The sequence below is a fragment of the Streptomyces puniciscabiei genome, from assembly GCF_006715785.1.
In the GTDB taxonomy this organism is placed as follows: domain Bacteria; phylum Actinomycetota; class Actinomycetes; order Streptomycetales; family Streptomycetaceae; genus Streptomyces; species Streptomyces puniciscabiei.
Genome location: NZ_VFNX01000004.1, coordinates 159,620 through 179,667 on the forward strand (window position 1 = coordinate 159,620; position 20,048 = coordinate 179,667).

General features: G+C 71.4%; 19 protein-coding genes, 1 tRNA gene and 1 pseudogene. 6 read left to right on the forward strand and 15 right to left on the reverse strand.

Going from position 1 to position 20,048, the window contains the following annotated elements:
- Nucleotides 1–283 precede the first annotated feature (283 nt).
- Both FB563_RS38615 and FB563_RS38620 read right to left on the reverse strand, forming a co-directional pair.
- Entirely contained in the window at nt 284–1,042 is a 759-nt protein-coding gene (locus FB563_RS38615; protein WP_324615888.1) for a tetratricopeptide repeat protein, read from the reverse strand.
- A 151-nt stretch (nt 1,043–1,193) separates the two neighbouring features.
- The gene (locus tag FB563_RS38620; protein WP_055709909.1) at nt 1,194–1,805 is read right to left on the reverse strand and encodes a TetR/AcrR family transcriptional regulator; all 612 of its coding nucleotides are present in this window, start codon (nt 1,803–1,805) and stop codon (nt 1,194–1,196) included.
- A gap of 240 nt (nt 1,806–2,045) precedes the next feature.
- On the opposite strand from FB563_RS38620, the gene FB563_RS38625 reads away from it, so the two are divergent.
- The 3 genes and pseudogenes from FB563_RS38625 to FB563_RS38635 all read left to right on the forward strand — a co-directional run bounded on the left by FB563_RS38625 (nt 2,046) and on the right by FB563_RS38635 (nt 3,366).
- The gene (locus FB563_RS38625; protein WP_055709910.1) at nt 2,046–3,065 is read left to right on the forward strand and encodes an aldo/keto reductase; all 1,020 of its coding nucleotides are present in this window, start codon (nt 2,046–2,048) and stop codon (nt 3,063–3,065) included.
- A gap of 67 nt (nt 3,066–3,132) precedes the next feature.
- A pseudogene (locus FB563_RS38630) lies at nt 3,133–3,297 on the forward strand (LLM class flavin-dependent oxidoreductase); the annotation flags it as partial.
- Nucleotides 3,291–3,366, forward strand: a tRNA-Leu gene (locus tag FB563_RS38635). The pseudogene FB563_RS38630 and the gene FB563_RS38635, both read left to right, overlap by 7 nt.
- Nucleotides 3,367–3,485: 119 nt before the next feature.
- Here the strand turns inward: FB563_RS38635 and FB563_RS38640 are convergent.
- Complete coding sequence (locus FB563_RS38640) at nt 3,486–5,459, reverse strand: elongation factor G (RefSeq protein WP_055709911.1); 1,974 nt, start codon at nt 5,457–5,459, stop codon at nt 3,486–3,488.
- 186 nt (nt 5,460–5,645) lie between these two features.
- On the reverse strand, nt 5,646–6,464 hold the full coding sequence (locus FB563_RS38645; RefSeq protein WP_055709912.1) for an alpha/beta fold hydrolase: 819 nt from the start codon (nt 6,462–6,464) through the stop codon (nt 5,646–5,648).
- A 363-nt stretch (nt 6,465–6,827) separates the two neighbouring features.
- Between FB563_RS38645 and FB563_RS38650 the strand changes: the two genes are divergently transcribed.
- A complete protein-coding gene (locus tag FB563_RS38650) occupies nt 6,828–7,217 on the forward strand; it encodes a RidA family protein (RefSeq protein ID WP_055707526.1) in 390 nt (129 codons plus the stop codon).
- Nucleotides 7,218–7,265: 48 nt separating this feature from the next.
- Here the strand turns inward: FB563_RS38650 and FB563_RS38655 are convergent, their stop codons facing one another.
- From FB563_RS38655 to FB563_RS38665, 3 genes are all read right to left on the reverse strand, one after another.
- Complete coding sequence (locus FB563_RS38655) at nt 7,266–7,817, reverse strand: universal stress protein (protein WP_079048894.1); 552 nt, start codon at nt 7,815–7,817, stop codon at nt 7,266–7,268.
- Nucleotides 7,818–7,918: 101 nt separating this feature from the next.
- On the reverse strand, nt 7,919–9,223 hold the full coding sequence (locus tag FB563_RS38660; RefSeq protein ID WP_055707536.1) for a polysaccharide deacetylase family protein: 1,305 nt from the start codon (nt 9,221–9,223) through the stop codon (nt 7,919–7,921).
- A gap of 224 nt (nt 9,224–9,447) precedes the next feature.
- Nucleotides 9,448–10,269, reverse strand: a complete 822-nt coding sequence (locus FB563_RS38665) for an SDR family oxidoreductase (RefSeq protein WP_055707528.1) — start codon at nt 10,267–10,269, stop codon at nt 9,448–9,450.
- Nucleotides 10,270–10,354: 85 nt separating this feature from the next.
- Between FB563_RS38665 and FB563_RS38670 the strand changes: the two genes are divergently transcribed.
- The gene (locus FB563_RS38670) at nt 10,355–10,969 is read left to right on the forward strand and encodes a TetR/AcrR family transcriptional regulator (RefSeq protein ID WP_079048895.1); all 615 of its coding nucleotides are present in this window, start codon (nt 10,355–10,357) and stop codon (nt 10,967–10,969) included.
- Between the two features lie 86 nt (nt 10,970–11,055).
- Here FB563_RS38670 and FB563_RS38675 read toward each other — a convergent pair whose 3' ends face one another.
- The 8 genes from FB563_RS38675 to FB563_RS38710 form a co-directional block, all read right to left on the reverse strand.
- Nucleotides 11,056–11,937: a DMT family transporter gene (locus tag FB563_RS38675; RefSeq protein WP_055707529.1), complete on the reverse strand. Its 882-nt coding sequence runs from the start codon at nt 11,935–11,937 to the stop codon at nt 11,056–11,058.
- A gap of 166 nt (nt 11,938–12,103) precedes the next feature.
- Nucleotides 12,104–13,852, reverse strand: a complete 1,749-nt coding sequence (locus tag FB563_RS38680; RefSeq protein WP_055707530.1) for a glycosyl hydrolase family 18 protein — start codon at nt 13,850–13,852, stop codon at nt 12,104–12,106.
- A gap of 229 nt (nt 13,853–14,081) precedes the next feature.
- Nucleotides 14,082–14,363, reverse strand: coding sequence for a hypothetical protein (locus tag FB563_RS38685; protein ID WP_055707531.1), 282 nt, complete (start codon nt 14,361–14,363; stop codon nt 14,082–14,084).
- A gap of 111 nt (nt 14,364–14,474) precedes the next feature.
- Nucleotides 14,475–15,164, reverse strand: a complete 690-nt coding sequence (locus tag FB563_RS38690) for a maleylpyruvate isomerase N-terminal domain-containing protein (RefSeq protein ID WP_055707532.1) — start codon at nt 15,162–15,164, stop codon at nt 14,475–14,477.
- A 31-nt stretch (nt 15,165–15,195) separates the two neighbouring features.
- Entirely contained in the window at nt 15,196–16,011 is an 816-nt protein-coding gene (locus FB563_RS38695) for an ABC transporter permease (RefSeq protein WP_055707533.1), read from the reverse strand.
- A 12-nt stretch (nt 16,012–16,023) separates the two neighbouring features.
- Complete coding sequence (locus FB563_RS38700) at nt 16,024–16,917, reverse strand: ABC transporter permease (protein WP_055707534.1); 894 nt, start codon at nt 16,915–16,917, stop codon at nt 16,024–16,026.
- A gap of 3 nt (nt 16,918–16,920) precedes the next feature.
- Nucleotides 16,921–18,117 (reverse strand): ABC transporter substrate-binding protein, encoded by a 1,197-nt coding sequence (locus FB563_RS38705; protein ID WP_055707538.1) that lies wholly within the window; start codon nt 18,115–18,117, stop codon nt 16,921–16,923.
- Between the two features lie 36 nt (nt 18,118–18,153).
- Entirely contained in the window at nt 18,154–19,185 is a 1,032-nt protein-coding gene (locus tag FB563_RS38710; RefSeq protein ID WP_055707535.1) for an ABC transporter ATP-binding protein, read from the reverse strand.
- Between the two features lie 101 nt (nt 19,186–19,286).
- Here FB563_RS38710 and FB563_RS38715 point away from each other — a divergent pair, with 101 nt between their 5' ends.
- A complete protein-coding gene (locus tag FB563_RS38715) occupies nt 19,287–20,045 on the forward strand; it encodes a FadR/GntR family transcriptional regulator (RefSeq protein ID WP_199832888.1) in 759 nt (252 codons plus the stop codon).
- Nucleotides 20,046–20,048: the final 3 nt, after the last annotated feature.

The window sequence follows — 20,048 nt, forward strand, 5'->3', positions numbered from 1 at the left end:
CCTCCGACAGCGACCGTCCGTTCGCGGCCTCGTGCTGCCTGGGGCAGGAAGGGGAAGGGAGCGCATGGCCCATGGGGTGGGGTCGGTGGGGGACGGGACGGTGCGGGTGGTCGCGCCGACGAGCAGAGCCGTGGTCAGTGTCCCCAGGGCGGCTACGGCGCACGCGGCGAGCGCTGGGCGGGAGATGATTCGTCATGGATCAAGCCTGACGCCACGTCGGCTCCCGCACATCGGGGGACCTCCCTGATCTTGCCTCTCGGGGTATCCGTAGGGGCTGTTCGCTTCACGTCCCGTCGATGCGGTCGAGCAGCACCCGGGCCTCGACGGTGCGGTGATGGTCCGGGCCGAACTCGGCCCGACAGGCGTCGTGGGCGGCCACGGCCCGGGTGCGGGCCTCGGCAGTGCGCCCCAGCCCCAACAGAGCGGTGGCGACGGCCAGTTCGACGGCTCCGGTCTCCGTGCGGGAGCCCTCGGGCGCTTTCCGGCGCAGCGCGTCGGCGTGTCCGGCCTCGGCAAGAGCCTCCTCGTGGCGACCCTGACCGTTGAGGCTGCGGACCAGGCCGAGGTGCAGGACCAGGGCCAGCCGGCTCGGTGCGGGGTGGGCGCCGAGGGTCTCGCGGGCGAGTGCCTCGGCCTCCTCGTAGCGGCCCTGCTTGTTGAGGGCGAAGATCAGTCCGTTCCGGGCGGCCCCCGCTATGAGAGGCATCTGCGCTCCCGTGCCCCGGCCGGCGATCCGGGCGACGGCCGCGCACTCCGCCTCGCATTCGGCGTACCGGGCGAGTGGAACCAGCGTCTGGGCGCGGTCCGAGCGGAGTTTGAGCGTGTGCAGATGCTCGGCGCCGAAGGTCCTGCCGAACACCGGCAGCAGTTCGTCGTACAGCGCAAGGGCTTCGGCATGGCGGCCCTGGGCGCTCATCGCGAGCGCGGCGACGCTCAGTGCCAGTGGCGCGTAGGTGTCGAGGCGCAGCACCGACCGGGCCTCGGCCACGGCGCGGGCCTCGGCCTCCGCCTCGGCGTAGCGCCCGTCCTTGAACAGGCTCATGGCCTGGGCCAACGGCGATGTCGCGGGCTTCCCCGCATTGTCTGCGCCACGCGACCGGAAGAGTTTCATGCCGGGAGCATACGGATGCCGCGCACGCGGGCCGCAGGGAGAGAGGACGGCCGGCCACGGGCCACGCCGTGGCCCGTCGTGCTCACCTGCCGGATTCCTGGTGGGTGTGTTCGGCGTGCAGGCCTTGGACCAGGAGCGCCACCAGTCGGCGTGCGTCGTAGCGGGGATCGCTCTCCGCGCCGATGCAGAGGTTGCCGACCCCTCGCATGAGCTCATAGGCCTCCAGGTCGGACCGGATCTCGCCGGTGGCGGCCGCGGCTTGGAGCAGCTCGCTGCAGACGGGGACCAGCCGGTCGAGGAAGTAGGTGTGCAGCGCGTCGAAGCCCGTGCTGTCAGGCTTCAGCACGGCAGCGAGGCCGTGCTTGGTCACCAGGAAATCGACGAAGAGGTCGATCCACCGCCCGAGTGCGGCGTGGGCGGTGGTGGTTGTCTTTAGCAGCGCGGGACCGGCCTCGGCCAGGCCCTCCACCTGGTGCCGGTACACGGCGATGACGAGATCCGCACGCGTCGGGAAGTGACGGTAGATCGTGCCCACTCCGACCCCGGCCCGGGTCGCGATGTCGCGTACCGGCGCTTCCACACCCGAGTCGACGAAGGCCGCCGTGGCAGCCTCGAGCAGTGTCTCCTCGTTGCGCCGGGCGTCACTCCGCCTGGACCGGGCCGCGCGCTTCGTCCCCTCGCCGCTGTCGCTCACCGCGTCGCTCCTTCCACAGCCGTACTTGCTAAACGGAACAGTGTTCCGTATTGTCGTTACCGGAACGACGTTCCGCTTGCTCATGGTGTCAGAGCTTCGGGCGCACCGCCATGGAGGGTCGGCCAGGGCCGGGGCATGGCCGGCACCGTGACGCTCCCCTTCCGGCATCGGTTCTCGCGACCCACCCCTTCTCGTCATCGGTTTCCCCGACGCTTCCCCCTCGCAGTGAGGAGACAGGTCATGCAGTACCGCACTTTGGGCCGCACCGGCGTGCAGGTCAGCTCCCTCGCGCTCGGCGCGATGAACTTCGGCCGGATCGGATGCACCACCCAGGGCGAGGCCACCGCCATCGTCGACGCCGCCCTCGCGAGCGGGATCAACCTCATCGACACCGCCGACATGTACGGTGACGGTGAGTCGGAGGAGATGGTGGGCAAGGCCGTCGCGGGTCGCCGTGACGACATCGTCCTGGCGACGAAGGCCGCCATGCCCATGGGTGACGAGCGCAACCACAGGGGCACCTCGCGCCGTTGGCTGGTGACCGCGCTGGACAACAGCCTGCGCCGCCTCGGCGTCGACCACGTCGACCTCTACCAGATCCACCGCTGGGATCCGAACACCAGCGACGAGGAGACCCTGTCGGCACTGACCGACCTGCAACGCGCGGGAAAGATACGCTACTTCGGCTCCTCGACCTTCCCCGCCCACCGCATCGTCCAGGCGCAGTGGGCGGCCCGCGAGCACCGGCTGAGCCGCTACGTCACCGAACAGCCCAGCTACTCCGTCCTCCAGCGGGGGATCGAGAGCCATGTGCTGCCCGTGACCGAGGAGTACGGGCTCGGTGTGCTGGTGTGGAGCCCGCTGGCCTCGGGCTGGCTGTCCGGCGCGATCCGCGCGGGCCGGGACATCACCACCAACCGCTCGGCGTTCATGCCGCAGCGCTTCGACCTCCGCGTGCCCGCCAACAGGAACAGGCTCGAGGCCGTCGAGCGGCTCGCCGGGATCGCCGACGAGGCCGGGCTCACGCTCATCCAGCTCGCGCTCGGTTTCGTGACCGCGCACCCCGCGGTGACCAGTGCGCTCATCGGACCCCGGACGCCTGACCACCTTCAGTCCCAACTGGCCGCCGCAGACATCGTGTTGACCGCCGACGTACTCGACGCCATAGACGCGATCGTGGCCCCGGGCGTCGACCTCGCCCCCGAGGAGAAGCACGACACTCCGCCCGCGCTGCTCGACCCGGCACTGCGACGCCGGTGAGCGCCGTGCCCGCCAGGGGCCGTGTTCCCGACCACGAAACCCCGCATGCCGAAAGGACTACCGGCTCATGCCGCACACATCCCGGCCTCGCTTCGGAATCATGACCGCCCCCTCTCAGGTCGACTACCAGGACGTTCTGCGGGTCTGGCGCGAGGCCGACGCGATCCCGCAGATCGAACACGCCTGGTTGTTCGATCACCTCATGCTGATCTTCGGCGACCCGGACGGTCCGGTCGTAGCACAGAGGTAGTGCGCCGCGACAGCATCTCGGAGGACGTCGGTTCGAATCCGACCGCCCCGCCCCTCTCAGCACCTTGGGGGACGACACCGGTCCCGAAGCGCCGGGCGCCGAGGCGGACGCCCGGCGGCCCCTGCCGCACACCGGCCCGGCGTGGTGACTGCGCGGCAGGCCCCGGCGGCTCACACCCTGCGGTGCGCGTGCAGCAGATATGCCTCGCGATGCAGTGGGTTGTGGTCGGTGCGCGTGCGGGTTCGCGGAGCCGTGGCCGGGCGGTGGTGGTCGAACGCCGTCTCCAGGACGCCCTCGCCGCCGGTGAGTTCGGGCAGCTCGGCTTCCAGGCCGAGTACCTGGTCGGCGGGCACATGACCCTCGACGACGTACGCGTCCCCGAGCACCACGGGCGGGTCCGCGACGGCGCGGCGGCGGGCCAGGGCCGGTGACACGACCGCGCAGGCGTCCGGCGGGAACTCCAGGCGGAAGCGGTGCATCGGCTCGTGCACGACAGTCCCGGCCCGGCGCAGCGCGGCCATCAGGACCAGCGGGGTCAGGCCGCGGAACTCGCCGGCCGTGCTGCGGATGCTGCAGAAGCCCGAGTGGGTCATCGTCACCACGCAATCGGGCACCTGCCAGCCGTACAGGCCCTGCCGCAGCGTGGCGTGGACCGTCTCCTCGACGGCGCGCATGTATCCCAGCGGCAGCGAGCCGAGCTCGACCTCGCGGCGGAAGACGACCCCGCCGCCGGCCGGCCCCGGCTCCACCCGCAGCCCCACGGTGGCCAGGAACGGGTTCCCGTCGTGGTCGAGGATCTCGTACGCCGCTCCGGTCCCGGTGACGCGCTCCACACAGATCGGGGTGGTCTCCCGGAACGCGACCCTGAGCCCGTACTCCTCGGCCAGCGTGGCGGCGAGGACCTCCTTCTGCACCTCGCCGTACAGGGAGACGGACAGGTCCTGTCCCTCCGGATCCTGGCGCAGCCCGATCAGCGGGTCCTGCTCGGCGAGTTGGGTCAGGGCCAGGTGCAGGGCGCCCCTGTCGGCCGGCTCGGCGGGCACCACGACGGTCTCCAGCGAGGGCGGCGCGAAGACATGCCGGTACGGCCGGTCGTCCGGCTCCCGGCCGATCCCGTCCCCGATCCGGACGTCGGCGAGACCGCGCAGCATCGCGATCTGACCGGCTCCGACCGACATCCGGCGCTCCACCGCACCCCGGTCGAAGACGGCCACGTCCGTGACCTTGCCCTCGCGCCCCGCGACCGGGACGCGGTCGCGGACCCTGAGTTCGCCGGAGAACAGCCGGACGTACGCGATCTTCTCGCCGCTCTTGTCGCGCTCCACCTTGAACACCCGCCCCGACAGCGGTCCTCCGGCATCCCCACACTCCGCGGGGAGGAATTCCCGTACGCCTTCGATGAGTTCGGCGATGCCCGTGCCGCTGATCGCCGAGCCGACGTAGACGGGATGGATCCGCCCGGCGCGGGCCTGTGCGGCGAGCGCGGTACGCAGCCGCTCGTACGTGACGGTGCGCGCGTCGGTGACGTACGCGTCGAGCAGGGTGCCGTCGTGGAGGGTGAGGGCGTCCAGGAGGTTCCGCGTGAACGCGCTGTCCTCCGGTGCGAAGGCCACGGCCCGCGCGTCGGCTGTGCCGAGACCGTCGGCGATCCGCCCCATGGGGATCACCGGCACAGCGAGCCTGCGCTCGATCTCGCGCAGCACTCGGTCGTCGTCGGCGCCGCGCCGGTCGGCCTTGTTGATGAACAGCAGGGTGGGGATGCCGAGCCGCTTCAGCGTCCGCATCAGCACTCGGGTCTGCGGCTGCACGCCCTCCACGGCGGAGACGACGAGGACCGCGCCGTCCAGGACGCCGAGGACGCGCTCGACCTCGGCGATGAAATCGGGGTGTCCCGGGGTGTCGACCAGATTCACCGAGACGGCCGAACCGCCGCTGCCGAGCACGAAGTTGGCGACCGCAGTCTTGATGGTGATGCCACGTCGGCGTTCCAGCTCCAGGCTGTCGGTCCGGGTGCTGCCCGCGTCGACGCTGCCGATCTCCTCGATGACCCCGGCCGCGTACAGCAGCCGCTCGGTCAGGCTCGTCTTACCGGCGTCGACATGCGCCAGGATCCCCAGGTTCAGCGTGCGAGACGTAGTACGCACAGAGTGTCATGTCCTTCGGATTGATGGCCATTCCTTTCGTGTGGGACATGCACGGTCGGCGCATCGGTCGTCTCCTTGGTCACAGAGGGCTGCTTCCGCAAGCCTGGCACATCGGACAGCGGGCAGCGAGGGAATTTCGGCACGGCACTGCAGCTGCAGTCCTGCGCGCTCACGTCGCGCCTCGGTCTACGCCTTCGGCCGCACCTCACCCTCGAGGAAGTCGGTGACGAGCGCGCTCGCCGCTGGACGGCATTCCTCGAAGTAGGCGTGCCGGGCCCCGGGGAACACATGGGTGTGTGCGTCGGGGATGCGGGCGGCGAGCAGGGGGAGGTTGGCCACGGGTGTGAGGCGGTCCTGGCCGCCGTGGAGGATCAGCGTCGGGGCCCCGATGGTGGGGAGCGCGTCCCAGGCGTCGTGCTCGTGGCTGGCCCGCAGATGACCGCGTCGGGCGTGCGCGGGCATGCCGGGGTCGCCGAGGACGCCGTACGGGCCGGGGTGGTCGGCGAGCCAGGCGGGGGAGTACATCAGGTCGAGCAGGGTGTGTCGCACGGCCTTCGGGTCGGGCTGGGCCAGTGCGCGCCGTACCGAGGTGTCCCGTTCCACGGCGTGCCTGCCGCCGGGCGAGGTGCACCCGAGGACGAGCCGGCGCACCCGCTCGGGATGGCCGGCGGCCACCCACTGTGCGACCCGGCCGCCCATGGACGTGCCGTAGACGTCGGCCCGTTCTATGCCCAGTTCGTCGAGGACGGCGATCACGTCGTCGGCAAACTGCCGGGTGGAGTAGCCGTCGTGGGGCTTGTCACTGGCTCCGGTGCCCCGGTAGTCCAGCGTGATCGTGCTGCGCGTGGCGTGGAAGTCCCCCCGTACCGCATCCCACCAGTGGTGGTTGTTGGCCTGCCCGGCGAGCAGCACGAGGGGCGGCCCGTCGCCCTGCCGCTGAGAGGCGAGTGCGGTGCCGTCCTGGGCGTGGGCGAAGACCGGCCGATGTCGGATGGTGTCGGTCATGTGGCTCCTTGGAGGGGTGGGGTGCGATGTCACTCGCCCCCGGGGCGGGGGTTGCGGCCGTGTGGACGGTCGTCTGCCTTGGTCCACGGCCGAGTTGAGCCGCGCCGGCGTGACCAGCCTATGGGGGCGCCGCCTCGGCGAGGGGGATGGGACGCCGGGGCGCACGGCCTGGCGGGTCCGCTCGGACAGCGGGCCGCCGGGCTCCCGCTCCGCAGCCCGACCTTCTCCTCCGGCCGGCGGATCTGCCCGCTCAACGGGGGCTGGGCGATGCCCGGACGGGCGGCGGCATCAGCTCATCCGGAAGTCCGTATCACCAGAAGTCCGTATTAGACGTACCGGCACTGGTCATCTACTGTTGCGCGCATGACAGAGCGACGTGCGATCCTCAGCGGCTCGACGTTCGAGGAGCAGATCGGTTACGCCCGTGCCGTGGTCGACGGCGACTGGGTGCATGTGTCCGGGACCACCGGGTTCGACTACACCACCATGACCATCGCGGACGACGTCGTGGAGCAGGCCGAGCAGTGCCTGCGCAACATCGAGGCCGCGCTCACCGAGGCGAAGTGCACCTTCGCCGACGTGGTGCGGGTGCGCTATCTGCTTCCGGACCGCGCGGACTTCGAGCCCTGCTGGCCGGTGCTGCGACGCTGCTTCGGCTCCGTCCGTCCGGCCGCCACCATGCTGGAATGCGGCCTCTCCGACCCCCGCATGAAGATCGAGATCGAGGTCGTCGCCCGCCGCCGCGCCGGTTGATCCCACCCCCTGTCACGGCCGGGTCCACGGCCCGAGCACCCGCCCGGCTCAGGACACCAGGCCCCTCGCCCGGCCCCGCCGCCGCATCCGTTCTCCACGTCGCAGGATCCGTGCCTCGCGTGGCAGCAGCCGGGGGCCGGCCACGACCAGGACCTCGCACCGGGCGCGGGCCGGGACGTGCCGGTGCACCGGCCTGCGGTGCAGCCGGGCCGCCGGGCCCCGGGGCCTGGCCACGCCGATGACCAGCAGGTCGTCCGGGGACGCCGCGATCGAGCACAGCACCGGCCCCGCGGGGCCCCTGACGACCCGCCGTACGATCCGCAGGTCGGCCGGGGCTCCGCCGGCTGCCAGTTCGAAGGCCCGGTCCAGCCGCTGCCGCGCCTCGTCGGCCCACAGCCGGCTCCACGACGGCTCCGGCCACCGCCGGTACAGGGCATCGCCCTCCGGCGGTTCCCAGGCTCGCACGGCCACCAGCGTGCGGCGGGTTCTGCGGGCCTCCAGGATGCCGCGGCGCAACGCGGCCAGCCCGGCGAGCGAGTCGCTCACTCCGACGACGACATCTCCGGCAGGCGTGCCACCGGCGGGTTCCTGTGGTGCCATGACCCTCACACTAGGAAGGCCAACGCCGCCCGGGCAAAGTCCAATCGGCGGAAAGTGGCCTTGAAGACGGAGTGCTGGATCGACGTGCGGGGGACGGCTGTTCAGCGCTCCTCCGCCCGCTCCCCGGCAGTCTGCGCCCCGGCGTCCACCCCGGCGTCCGCCTCGGTGTCCACCCCGTTTCGTTCGCGGTTCGCCGGGCGCAGGAACTGTGTCCAGCCGCCCTCCGGCTTCTCGCCGACCTGGAGGCTGCGCAGCTTCGCGAGGATCTCGGGGTCCTGGGCGTCGAGCCAGTCGACGAACTGCCGGAAGGAGACCAGACGCACGTCCTCCCGGTCGGCGATCTGCCTCAGCGCCTCTTCGGCCGCGTCCATGTAGATGCCGCCGTTCCAGTGCTCGAAGTGGTTGCCGATGAACAGCGGCGCCCGGTTGGTCTCGTACGCCCGCTGGAATCCGGCCAGGTACGCCTGTGTCGCCTGGGCCCGCCAGTAGGGGTAGTTGTAGGAAGGTGCCCGCGTCGAGTTCTTGGACTGGTTCGCCAGCATGTTGTAGTCCATCGACAGCACCTCGAAGGTGTGCCCGGGGAAGGGGATGCTCTGCAGCGGCAGGTCCCAGACGCCGTGCCGCTTCCTCGGCCAGCGCTGCAGCCCGCCCGGTGAGGAGGCGTCGTAGCGCCAGCCGAGTTCCCGTGCGACCGGCAGCAGGTTCGACTGCCCGAGCAGACACGGGGTGCGACCGCCCACGAGTTCCTTGTCGTAGTCGAAGGGGAGCGACGGCTCGTCGTGCCAGCCGGTGTGTGTGCGCCAGGACTTGACGAAGGACCTCGCCTGTTCGATCTCCGAATGCCACTGCGCGCGGGTCCAGTTGGCCACCGACCCGGGGCCCTCGCAGAAGTGTCCGTTGAAGTGTGTGCCGATCTCGTGGCCGTCCAGCCAGGCCTGTCGGACGTACTTCAGCGTCTCCTTGAGGTGTCCGTCGGTGAGGTAGCCGATGTCCGAGGCGCCGAGCGGGTTGTTCGGCGGGTCGTAGAGCCGCTTCTTGTCCTCCGGCAGGAGGTAGAGGCCGGACAGGAAGAAGGTCATGTGCGCGCCGTGGGTGCGGGCGAGTTCCAGGAAGCGCGGGAACAGGCCGGTGCCCAGCTCGCCGGCGCCGTCCCAGGAGAACACCACGAACTGCGGCGGCGTTTGACCGGGTTCGAGAGCCATGGGTGACGCCGGCTGATGCGGCTGGCGACCGGTGTACGCCGTCGAGCCGTCACCGATCAGGCGGTACGACCGCGGTTCGTCCGGGCTCCCGGGGAAGCCGTCCGGTCCGCCCCGGCCCTCGCACGAGGCGAACGACAGGGCGGCCACACCGATGCCGGCGCCGAGGCCGAGGCGTGCCACGCTACGGCGGCTGATTCCACCCATGGCCACCATCCCAACCCGCGCCCTGCCGTGACGCGTTGTGCGCACCCTCAGCCTGAAACTCCCGACGCCTCGCACCATAGAGGAAATAAACATACAAACTGGTTAATTGGATGCGGTGTGGCGCGCGAAGTGGCCGCCAACCGCCACGGGCGTCACCCGTCCGGCTGTACGGTGCCCCGGCCGGTGCCCTGCACCAGTGGCTCCAGGTCGTCGCCCGCACCGGATCAGCGGAACGCGGCCACGTTCCGTGCCGCCCAGGCGGAGAAGGGGGCCGCGGGGCGGCCGAGCAGGCGCGCCACATCCGGGCCGACCGCCTGCTCGTCAGGGGTGGGCGCGCCCAGGATCGCGAGCGTGCCCTCGGCGACGGCGGGCGGCATGAGGCGGACCATCTGCGCGTGGGCCTCCTCGCGGCTCTGTTCCACGAACGTCACCGGTTCCCCGAGCGCGGCGGCGACAGCCGCCGCACGCTGTCGTGGGGTGGTGGGCTCCGGGCCGGTCAGCGTGTACGTGGCGCCGCCGTGTCCGTCCTCGCGCAGTACGGCCGCCGCCACCGCGGCCACGTCGTCCGGATCGACGAACGGCAGCGCCACATCGGCGAAGGGTGCCGCGGCGATGCGGTGCCGGCGGACCGGCTCGGCCCAGGCCAGCGCGTTGGAGGCCAGTCCGCCCGAGCGCAGCACGGTGAACGGCAGCCCTGAGTCGGCCACCGCCGCCTCGAAGCGGGCCGCGTGCGCGTAGACGTCCGGCCGGGTGCCCACGCCCTGCGAGGACAGCAGTACCACCTTCCTCACCCCGGCCGTGGTGGCCTGGCGCAGGATGCCGGCCGGATCCTCGCCGGCCACGAGCAGGAACAGTGCCTCGGCGCCCTCCAGGGCGGGGGCGAGGCTCTGCGGCTCCCCGAGATCGGCGGCCACCGCGCGCACTCCCGGCGGCACGTCCGCCGCGCCGACGCGCCGGGCGACGGCCGCCACGCTCTCCCCGGCCCGGCTCAACGTCGCGACCAGGGTCCGTCCGACATTCCCCGTGGCGCCCGTGACAACGATCATGACAGCTCCTTCGCTAACTGAGTTAGTTGACTAACTAAGTCGAGACCTTAGTCCGGGGCGCCTCGCGTTGTCTATCCTTAGTCAGGTGACTGACTCAGATTCCCCCGCCGCGGCCCGGGCCGGGCGACCCGGCCGATCCGGCCGAGGCGGCAAGCGTGAGCGCCTGGTCGAAGCGGCCGTCCAGGTCTTCCACGAGCAGGGCGTGGAGAAGACCACCCTCGGCGACATCGCCCGCACCGCCGAGGTGCCGCTCGGCAACGTCTACTACTACTTCAAGACCAAGGACCAGCTGGTCGAAGCCGCAGTGGACGCCCACTGCGCGCACCTGGACCAGCTCACAGCCCGGTTGGACGCCCTCCCGGACCCGGCCGCCCGGCTGAAGGCCCTCGTCGCCGGCTGGGTCGACCAGCGGGAGACCGCGGCCCGCTTCGGCTGCCCCTTCGGCACCCTCGCCACCGAGCTCGACAAGCGCGACGACGGTTTGGACCGGGCCGCCGCGAAGGTCATGCGGGCCCTGCTCGACTGGGTGGAGTCCCAGTTCGCCCAGCTGGGCCGTGCGGACGCCGCGGCCCTCGCCGTCGAACTCGTCGCCGCCTACCAGGGCATGTCCGTCCTCACCAACACCCTGCGCGATCCCGCCCTGATGGCCGACCAGGGCGAACGCCTCCAGCTGTGGATCGACGGGATCGCGGGGCGGTAGGGGCGGCGTCCGCGGCGCCGGTCGGCGGGTCGGCGGGGTCCCGCTCCTAGGCCTGCCGGGCGTGGAGGACGTACGGCTCACCCGGCTCAGGTCGCCAGGTCCCGTTCCTCCACCGCGACCGGCACCACGGTGATGTGCTGGACGGCCCGGCTGAGCACCACCACGCCGCCGACGATCAGCAGGGCGCCGGCCGCCTCCGGGACGAGCCACCAGCCCGTGCGGATCCGTTCCCCGAACAGGGTCATGCCGAGCGTCAGGCTCACCACCGCGTCGCCGATGGTCAGCGCCGGCTGTGCCGCGGCCAGGGGACCGGCCTGGAGCGCGTTCTCCAGCAGGATCACGGCCGCGACGCCGGCGAGCGCGAAGCCGTACGTCTGCCAGGACCGCAGGAACGCCGCGAATCCGTGGTCGGCGAAGGTGCCGCTGGCCGATTTCAGCAGGGCGGCCGTCAGCGCGTTGCCCGTGGCGGAGGCGGCGGCCAGCAGCGCGGCGCGCCGGGCCGGCGAGCGGTCGCGGCCGGACAGCACCACCGCGGCGGCCATCCCGCCGACGCACAGGCACAGCGCCGGGATCCAGCGGCTGAGCGGAGCGTGGTCGACGGCGCCGTGCGGGGCGGCGGCGACCAGGAGCACGGCGAGGCCCGCGACACAGGCGCCGACGCCCCACCAGCCCGAGTGGGGCAGCCGCCGGTGCATCAGCGGGGCGGCGACAAGCAGCGCGAAGGGCAGCTCCAGGATGAACAGCGGCTGCACCAGCGCGAGCGGGCCGTTTACCAGGGCCAGGCTCTGGAACAGCGCGGCGCAGACCACACCGCACATGCCGATCACCCAGACGGGCCGGCGGACCAGCTCCGCGAGCAGCCGGAGCCCGCCGCGGCTGCTCGCCGACGCGGCCTTGCGCTGGAAGGCGGTGCCCACGGCGTTGCTCGCCGCGCCCGCGACGGCGAACGCCGCGGCCAGTCCGATCACGGCCGTCTCCTGCCTGCGGGGAGACCTCCCGGGGGAGCTTCGCGTCTCTTCAGCCTACGGAAGGGGCAGCCGGGATGCCGGTTGGCCGCCCCCGGTGGCGGGCAGGCCGCTCCTGCGGGCCGGACCCGCCCGGTGATCGCCGAGCGGGGCCCGTCGCAGCGGTGGATCAGCTCAGGGTGAGGTCGTCGGCGTAGACCGCGCCCTGGCCGTACCAGCCGTGGACGTACACCGTGACCGTGCCGGAGGCGCCGGTCGTGAAGGGGACCGTGAGCTTCGACCACGAGGAGGACGAGGTCCAGGTACTGGCCGTCGCGCCTCCGCCGACACCGAGGTAGGCGTACGGGCCCTGCACCCAGCCGCTCAGTGTGTAAGCGGTGTTCGGCTTCAGCGTCAGGGTCTGGGCGCACTGGCCGGTCTGCGCGGAGGAAGGCGCGGTCTTCAGCGCGTGGGAGCCGCCGTGCACGGGGGACGGGACGATGGCGGCCCCGCTGTCACAGGTCCACGGCGCGAGCGAGCCGGTCTCGAAGTCGCCGTTGCCCAGGGCGGCGGTGCCGGCGGACCCCTTCACCGTCAGGGTGAGTGTGGAGCTGTGCCGGGTCGAGCCCGCCGTGCCGGTGACGGTCAGGGGATAGGTGCCGGGAGTCGTCCCGGCGGCGGTCTTCACTGTGAGGGTGGAGGTGCCGCCCGCGGTGACCGAGGACGGGCTGAGGGAGGCCGTCACCCCGTTCGGCGCGCCGCTCACCGTCAGAGCGACCGGCTGTGCGCTGCCGGAGGTGACCGAGGTCTTCACCGTCGCGGTCGCGGTGCCGCCGGGGTCGACCGAGGCGGAGGCGGGCGAGAGGGACACGGAGAAGCCGTTCGTCGGCGGGGTCGTCGTACCGCCGGTGAAGGGTGCGAAGGTGTGGGTGAAGTACCAGGTGTCCTGGGCGATGCCGGAGCAGGTGTCGGAGGCGCCGGAGCCGGGGCAGCCGCCGTTGTCGCGCTGGAGGGCCCAGAAGGACAGGGTGTTGATGCCCTTGGCGACCGCCCAGTCGTACACCGTGGGGGCGTCGGCGGTGGTGAAGGTCTCCGCCGGGCCGTAGTCGTCCACGCCGGGCATCTCGGTGACGCCGACCATGTTCCACAGTTGACGGTCCGACAGACTTGGGTAGAGCGAGGCGAGTTGGTCGTGCAGTCCGCCTGCCGCCGTTTCGGTGTCGGTGGCCATGTGGTGGGTGGCGCCGTCGTAGTAGTCGAACGTCATGATGTTGACGACATCGACCTTGGCGTCGGCGTTCTTCGCGCTGCGCAGCACGGCGAGGCCGCTGTCGGCGAGGCCGGTGGTCGTGGTGGGCAGGGTGTAGGAGAACTGCACCGAGCGGCCGTTCGCGGCGGCCCAGTCCTGGACCTTCTTGATGGCCTGGTTGCGGCGGTCGATGCCGGCGGTGTCGGTGAGCGAGTTGTCCTCGACGTCCATGTCGAGCCGGGAGACGTCGTAGGTGGTGATGATCTTCTCGTAGGCGGCGGCGACGGAGTCCACGTTCGTACAGCTGTCGGCGATTTCCGTGCCGCCGTTGTCGGCCGCGTAGCCGCCGAGGGACGGGATCACGTCGCCGCCGCGCGAGCGGATGGTGGCGAAGTCGGCGCCGAAGACGGAGGAGTCGACGGGTGTTCCGGTGTCGCCGTTCCAGTACGGGGTGCAGGAGCCCTTCTTGTCGGTCTGGAGGAAGGCCATGGTCAGGTACTTGGCGCCGGAGGCCTGGGCGAGCGCGGCGGGGCTGTCGCCGTTGTAGGCCTCGAAGTAGGGCGCGAAGAGGTGTGTGGGCAGCGGGGTCGCCGCGTGGGCGGTGCCCCCTGCTCCGACGGCGAGTCCCGCGGAGGCGGCCAGGGTGGCCAGGCCCGCGAGCAGGGCGCGTACCGGTCTCGGACGTGGCATGGGTACTCCCGGATGACGACGGCAGGCAGGCGAACGGGGGTGGAGCGGAGGCGGCGCTGCGCTGTGGCCCGACGAGGCTATTGGTCTAGTCCATGGTTGGTCTGGACCAACTGTCGGGTCAAGGTGCGGGAGTGGCCTTTTGCCGGTTCATGGGAGTCAACCCAAGCGGTGGACACGAGAGTTGAGGGCACGCCGGAAGGCATGCCCTCGGTGGCTGTCCGCGGCCGGCTCAGGTGGCGCGGGTGCCGCCTCCCCGGCGGATGCGCCCCAACAGATCCCGGTGATAGGCGGCGAGTTGCCCGGCGGGCACGGGTGCGGGGCTGCCGGCGAGGGTGTACCAGGTGTCGCTGCCGGAGTGCTGGATGGCGACGCGCGCGCTGTGGCCGTCGGACAGCAGGATGGTGGCCACGGTCAGGTCGCCGGTGATGACGCCGACCTCGTCGGTCATCGCCCCGCCGGGGCCGGCGGTGACCCGGTCGACGTAACTGTTGATGCTCGGTGGGGTGTGCATGGGGCGCAGGCTTCCATCAACCCGGGCGGCGCGGCCCGCACCGCGCAGGTGTCGCCCGCTCGTGTCCCCGTGTTGGGCGTGTGATCGGCGCCGACCGGCACCGAGGCGGGCTCAGCCGAACAGCGGGAACCGGTCCGCCGCCGTGCCCAGCGCCGTGCGCTCGGCCTCGGTGAGCGGGGCCCGGCCGGTGCCCACGCGCGCGTAGTGCGCGTCGCTCCACTGCGGGAGCGCGGGCCGGCCGAGCAGACCGTCCAGGGTGGTACGCACCGCGGCCAGCCCCTCGGGCGCCGGTTCCGGCGCCCCGGGCAGCCGGACGGTCAGGTCCAGGTGGTGGACGGTCGCCTCCACCGCGAGGGTGGTCAGCAGGTCCCCGGCCGTCAGCACATGCCCCTGCGTGCCCACGTGCCGCGCGGGGTCGGCCGCCTCCGCCGCGTGCACGACCGCCGCCAGCGTCTCCAGGTAAAGCCCCTGGAGCTGACCGAAGTCGAGGAACATGCTCGCGTTCACCCGCACCCAGCGGCGGCCGTTCGCCGCCCCGGTGGTGTTCGGCTCCCAGTCCTGCCAGTACGTCACCGCGTCCCGGTCCACCGGCTTCGGCGTCGGCGTGTGCAGGGCCACCAGGGCACGCTGGGCGTCGCCCAGGCAGTGGAAGACGAGGTCGCGGACCGCCCAGCCGGTACAGCCGGTCGGCAGCCACGACTCCTCGTCACCCAGTCCCGCGACGACCGCCGAGGCCGCCTCGTACGCCGCGCGCAGCGCCCGTGCCGGGCCCGCGCCGTTCGTCGACTCCCCAGTGCTCATGTGTCCCCCTGTTCGTCCGCCGTACAGGGTGTCACACCCGGCTCGACGTCGCCGTGTCGGCGGACAGCCGCTGGGCGATGTAGATCGGGATCACCGACAGCAGGACGAGGACGGCGGCCACGACGTTCACCACCGGCGCCTGCTGCGGCCGGGTCATGTTGTCGAAGATCCAGATCGGGAGGGTCTCGATCCCGGGTCCCGCGGTGAACGTGGTGACCACGATCTCGTCGAAGGAGAGGGCGAAGGCCAGCAGGGCTCCCGCCAGCAGCGCGGAGCGGACCAGCGGGAAGGTGACGTCCGCGAAGGCGCGGAAGGTGGTCGCGCCGAGATCCATGGCCGCTTCCTCGTACGAGGCGGACGTCCGGCGCAACCGCGCCACCACGTTGTTGAAGACCACCACGATGCAGAACGTCGCATGGCCGACGATCACAGTGAACAGGCCGAGACCCACGCCGAGCGGCTCCAGCACCGTGCCGAAGGCCGAGTTGAGGGCGATGCCGGTGACGATGCCGGGCAGCGCGATCGGCAGCACCACGATGAACGACACCGTGTCACGGCCGAAGAAGCGGTGCCGGGCCACGGCGAACGCGCTGAGCGTGCCGAGGACCAGCGCGATCGCGGTCGCGCCCAGCCCCGCCTTCACCGAGACCCACAGCGCCTGCCGGGCACCGGCGTTGTGCACCGCCACCGACCACCAGTGCCACGCCAGCCCGGGCGGTGGCCAGCTCGCACTGCGGTCGGGATTGAGCGAGTTGACGAGGACGAGCAGCAGCGGGACGTAGATCACCGCGAAGCCGAGCCCGGCGCCGGTGCGCAGGGCGATGCGCGCGGTGCGGCTGAGATGCATGGCGCTCTTCTCCTACAGGCTGTCGAGTGCACCGGTGCGGCGGATCGCCAGCAGGTACAGGACGATCACGAGGACCGGTACGGTGCCGAGCGCGGCGGCCATGGGCAGGTTGAGCTCGATGTTGGAGTACACCAGGTTGCCGATCAGCTGGGTCTTGCCGCCGACGATCTGCACGGTGATGTAGTCGCCGAGGCTGAGCGAGAAGGTGAACACCGAGCCGGCCGCGACCGAGGGCAGCACCATCGGCAGGACCACCGAGCGGAAGGTCCGCCCGGCCCGCGCCCCGAGGTCCGCCGAGGCGTCGAGAAGGGCTGCCGGGAGCTGTTCGAGGGCTGTGTGGATCGGCAGGATCATGTACGGCAGCCACAGGTAGGTCAGGGTGAGGACCGTGGCGGGCAGGCCGAAGCCGGGGCCGCTCAGCCCGAACGGCGCGAGCATCCAGTCGGCGAGCCCGCCCTGGGACAGGATGAGCCGCCAGGCGTACACCTTGACCAGGTAACTCGCCCACAGCGGCGTGAGGATCGCCACTACCAGGAGCGGGCGCCGGCGCGGCGTGGCCACGCGAGCGGTGTAGAAGGCGACGGGGAAGGCGATCACCGCGCACAGCACGGTCACCGCGAGCGCCACGCCCACGCTGCGCAGGATCACCTGACGGAAGACGGGCGTGGTCAGCAGCTCGTGGAAGTTGTCCGTCGACCAGACCTTCACCACCTGCGAGGTGAAGGAGTCCGTGGTCCAGAACGCGGAGACGAACAGGACCGCGAGCGAGCCGAGGTAGAGGACGGCGAGCCACAGCAGCGGCGCGGTGAGCAGCAGGGTCAGCCGCAGCCGGGGTCTGCGGTGCAGGGTTCCGGCGAGCCGCCGGACGGTTCCCCGGCCGGCGGCGGTCGTCGCGTCGGTCGTCACGGCTCAGCCCTTGATCTCGGTCCAGGCCTGCACCCACTTGGCGTACGGCACGCACTTGACGTCCTTGCGGCCGTCCAGACACTGCTCGATGGGCGTGTTCCAGAAGGCGATCTTCTTCCAGTAGCTCTCGTCGGCCGCGTGGTAGACGGTGCAGAAGTTCTTGTCGCTGGTCTCGGCGCAGGCCTTGGAGTTGGCGGGTGCCTCGCCGAAGTACTCGGCCACCTGGGCGTTGACCTTGGGGGAGACGATCCAGTTCAGCCACCTGTAGGCGCAGTTGGGGTGCTTGGCCTTGCTGTAGACCATCCAGGTGTCGGACCAGCCGGTGGAACCCTCCTTGGGCACCAGTGCCTTGACCTTGGCGCCCTCGGAGGCGGCGAGGTTCGCGATGACCTGCCAGGTGGTGCCGACGACCGAGTCGCCGCTCTTGAAGGCGGAGACCTCCTTGAGGTAGTCGCTCCAGTACTCGCCGACGTTCTTGTTCTGCTCCTTGAGCAGGGCCACTGCCGCGTCGAACTGCTTCTGGTCGAGGGCGTAGGGGTCCTTGATCTGCAACTCGGGCTTGGTGGCCTTGAGGTAGAGGGCGGCGTCGGCGATGTAGATCGGCGAGTCGTAGGCGGTGACGTGACCCTTGTACCGGGAGGCGTCGTCGAAGACGGCGGACCAGGAGGTGGGCGCGGGCCTGACCTTCTCGGTGTTGTACATCAGCAGGTTGGCGCCCCGGCCGTGCGGGATGCCGTACATCTGCCCCTTCACCGAGTTCCAGGCGCCGTCCTTCAATCCGCTGAAGACGTCCTTGTAGTTGGGGACCAGGGCGGTGTTGACCGGGGCGGCGTCGCCGGCGGCGATCAGGCGCAGGGAGGCGTCGCCGGAGGCGGAGACGGCGTCGTACTCGCCGGTCTTCATCAGCTTGACCATCTCGTCCGAGCTGGCGGCGACCTTGGAGTGGACCTGGCAGCCCGTCTGCTTCTCGAAGTCGCCGACCCAGTTGACCTTGGGGTCGTTGGAGCCGTCCTCGACGTAGCCGGCCCAGGCGACCAGATTGACCTGGCCCTCCGTCTTGCCGAGCTTCGTCGGGGCCTTGAGGTCGGGCGGGTTGAGGCCGGCAGCGGACGAGCTGCCCGAGCCGGAGGAGTCACAGGCGGCGGCGAGCAGCAGCGCGGCGGCGCAGGCCGCGGTGCGCAGGGTACGGGTGAGGCGCACGGCGTTCTCCATGGGGACGTAGAGACGGGGGAGAGGTCAGGAGGGCAGCCGGACGGCGTGCCGGCGGTGCCAGGTCAGGCGGACCCGGGTGCCGCGGTAGTCGGCGACGTCCTCGGAGGAGGTCTCAAGGTTCTGCTGCAGCGCGGTGAGCCGGCCGCCGCCGTCGAGGTCGACCAGGAAGCGGGTGGCGTCGCCGAGATAGACGACCTCGGCGACGGTTCCGGTCGCGGTGGCGTGCTCGGGCTCGTCCGCCTCGGCCGACTCCTTCAGGACGCGGATCTTCTCCGGGCGGATGTTGTAGGTGCCCGGGGTGCCGACGATCCGGTGGGCCGCCTCACCGTCGAGCAGGTTCGAGGTGCCGACGAAGGAGGCGACGAAGGGGGTCACCGGGCGCTCGTAGATCTCCGCCGGAGTGCCGACCTGGGCGATGCGGCCCTGGTCGAAGACGGCGATGCGGTCGCTCATCGTCAGCGCCTCCTCCTGGTCGTGGGTGACGAAGACGAAGGTGATGCCGACCTCCCGCTGGATCGCCTTCAGCTCGACCTGCATCTGCTCGCGCAGCTTCAGGTCGAGGGCGCCGAGCGGCTCGTCCAGCAGCAGCACCCGGGGCCGGCCGACCAGGGCGCGGGCGAGGGCGACGCGCTGGCGCTGCCCGCCGGAGAGCTGGGCGGGCCGCCGCTGGCCGTAGCCCTCCAGGCGGACCTCGGCGAGGGCCTTGCGGGCGCGGACGAGCCGTTCTGCCTTCGGCACCCTGCGGACCTTCAGGCCGTAGGCGACGTTCTGCTCGACCGTCATGTGCGGGAAGAGGGCGTAGTCCTGGAAGACCGTGTGCACGTCCCGCTCGAACGGGGCGAGGCCGGTGACCTCCTGCCCGGCCAGCTCGATCCGGCCCTGGTCCGGTGTCTCGAACCCGGCGAGGAGCCGGAGGACCGTGGTCTTGCCGGACCCGGACGGGCCGAGCATCGAGAAGAACTCCCCGTCCCGGATCTCCAGGTCGACCCCGGCCACGGCGGTCGTCTCGCCGAACGACTTCCGCAGGTTCTGCAGCCGGATCGCAATTCCCTCCATACGGGAACCTTTCTGCCGCGCTGTACGTTGAGCCGCTTGACCGCAAACATATGAAGTCATAGTTCTAACCTCAAGATCCCCTTGGGGTAAAGCTTGAGTCAATGCACGAGGTGGTGGCCGTGAGGCAGTACGAGCTCGAGGGCGGCGCCCGCAGGGCCGTCTTCAGCCCGGTGGACAACCGGGCCCGCGTGGACGCGGTCGTCCGCCGCATCGGCGACGCCATCGAGCTGGGTCTCCTGGCCGAAGGGGAGCAGCTGCCCGGCGAGACCGAGCTCGCCGGACAGCTCGGTGTCTCCACGGTGACCTTGCGGGAGGCGCTCATGGCCCTGCGGCAACAGGGCCTGGTCACCACCCGCCGGGGCCGCGGCGGCGGCAGCTTCGTCTCCCTCCCCGACGTCCCCGCCGACGACCGGCTCAAGGCCCGGCTGCGCGGCTGGAGCACCGAGGAACTGCGCGACCTCGGCGACCACTGGGCTGCCCTGTCCGGCGCCGCCGCCCGGCTCGCCGCCCAGCGCACGGAGCCCGAGGATCTGCACCAACTCCGCCGGACCGCCGAGGAGTTGCCCCGGGCCGAGGACGCGGCGGCACGCAGCAGACTGTACGGCCGCTTCCATGTCGAACTCGCGGCGGCCGCCCAGTCCGCCCGCCTCACCCGCGAACAGGTCGCCCTGCAGGGCGAGATCGGCGCTCTGCTGTGCCTGGTCCTGGCCGACGACGCGTGTCGTGAAGAAGTTGCGTACCGTCATCGCGCCGTGATCTCCGCCGTGCAGGATGGGGCCCACGAAACGGCCGGCACGCTGGCCGAGCGGTGCGTCAGGGAGTCGACGGCGCGGCTCGTCGCCGTACGCCTCACCCTCTGACCG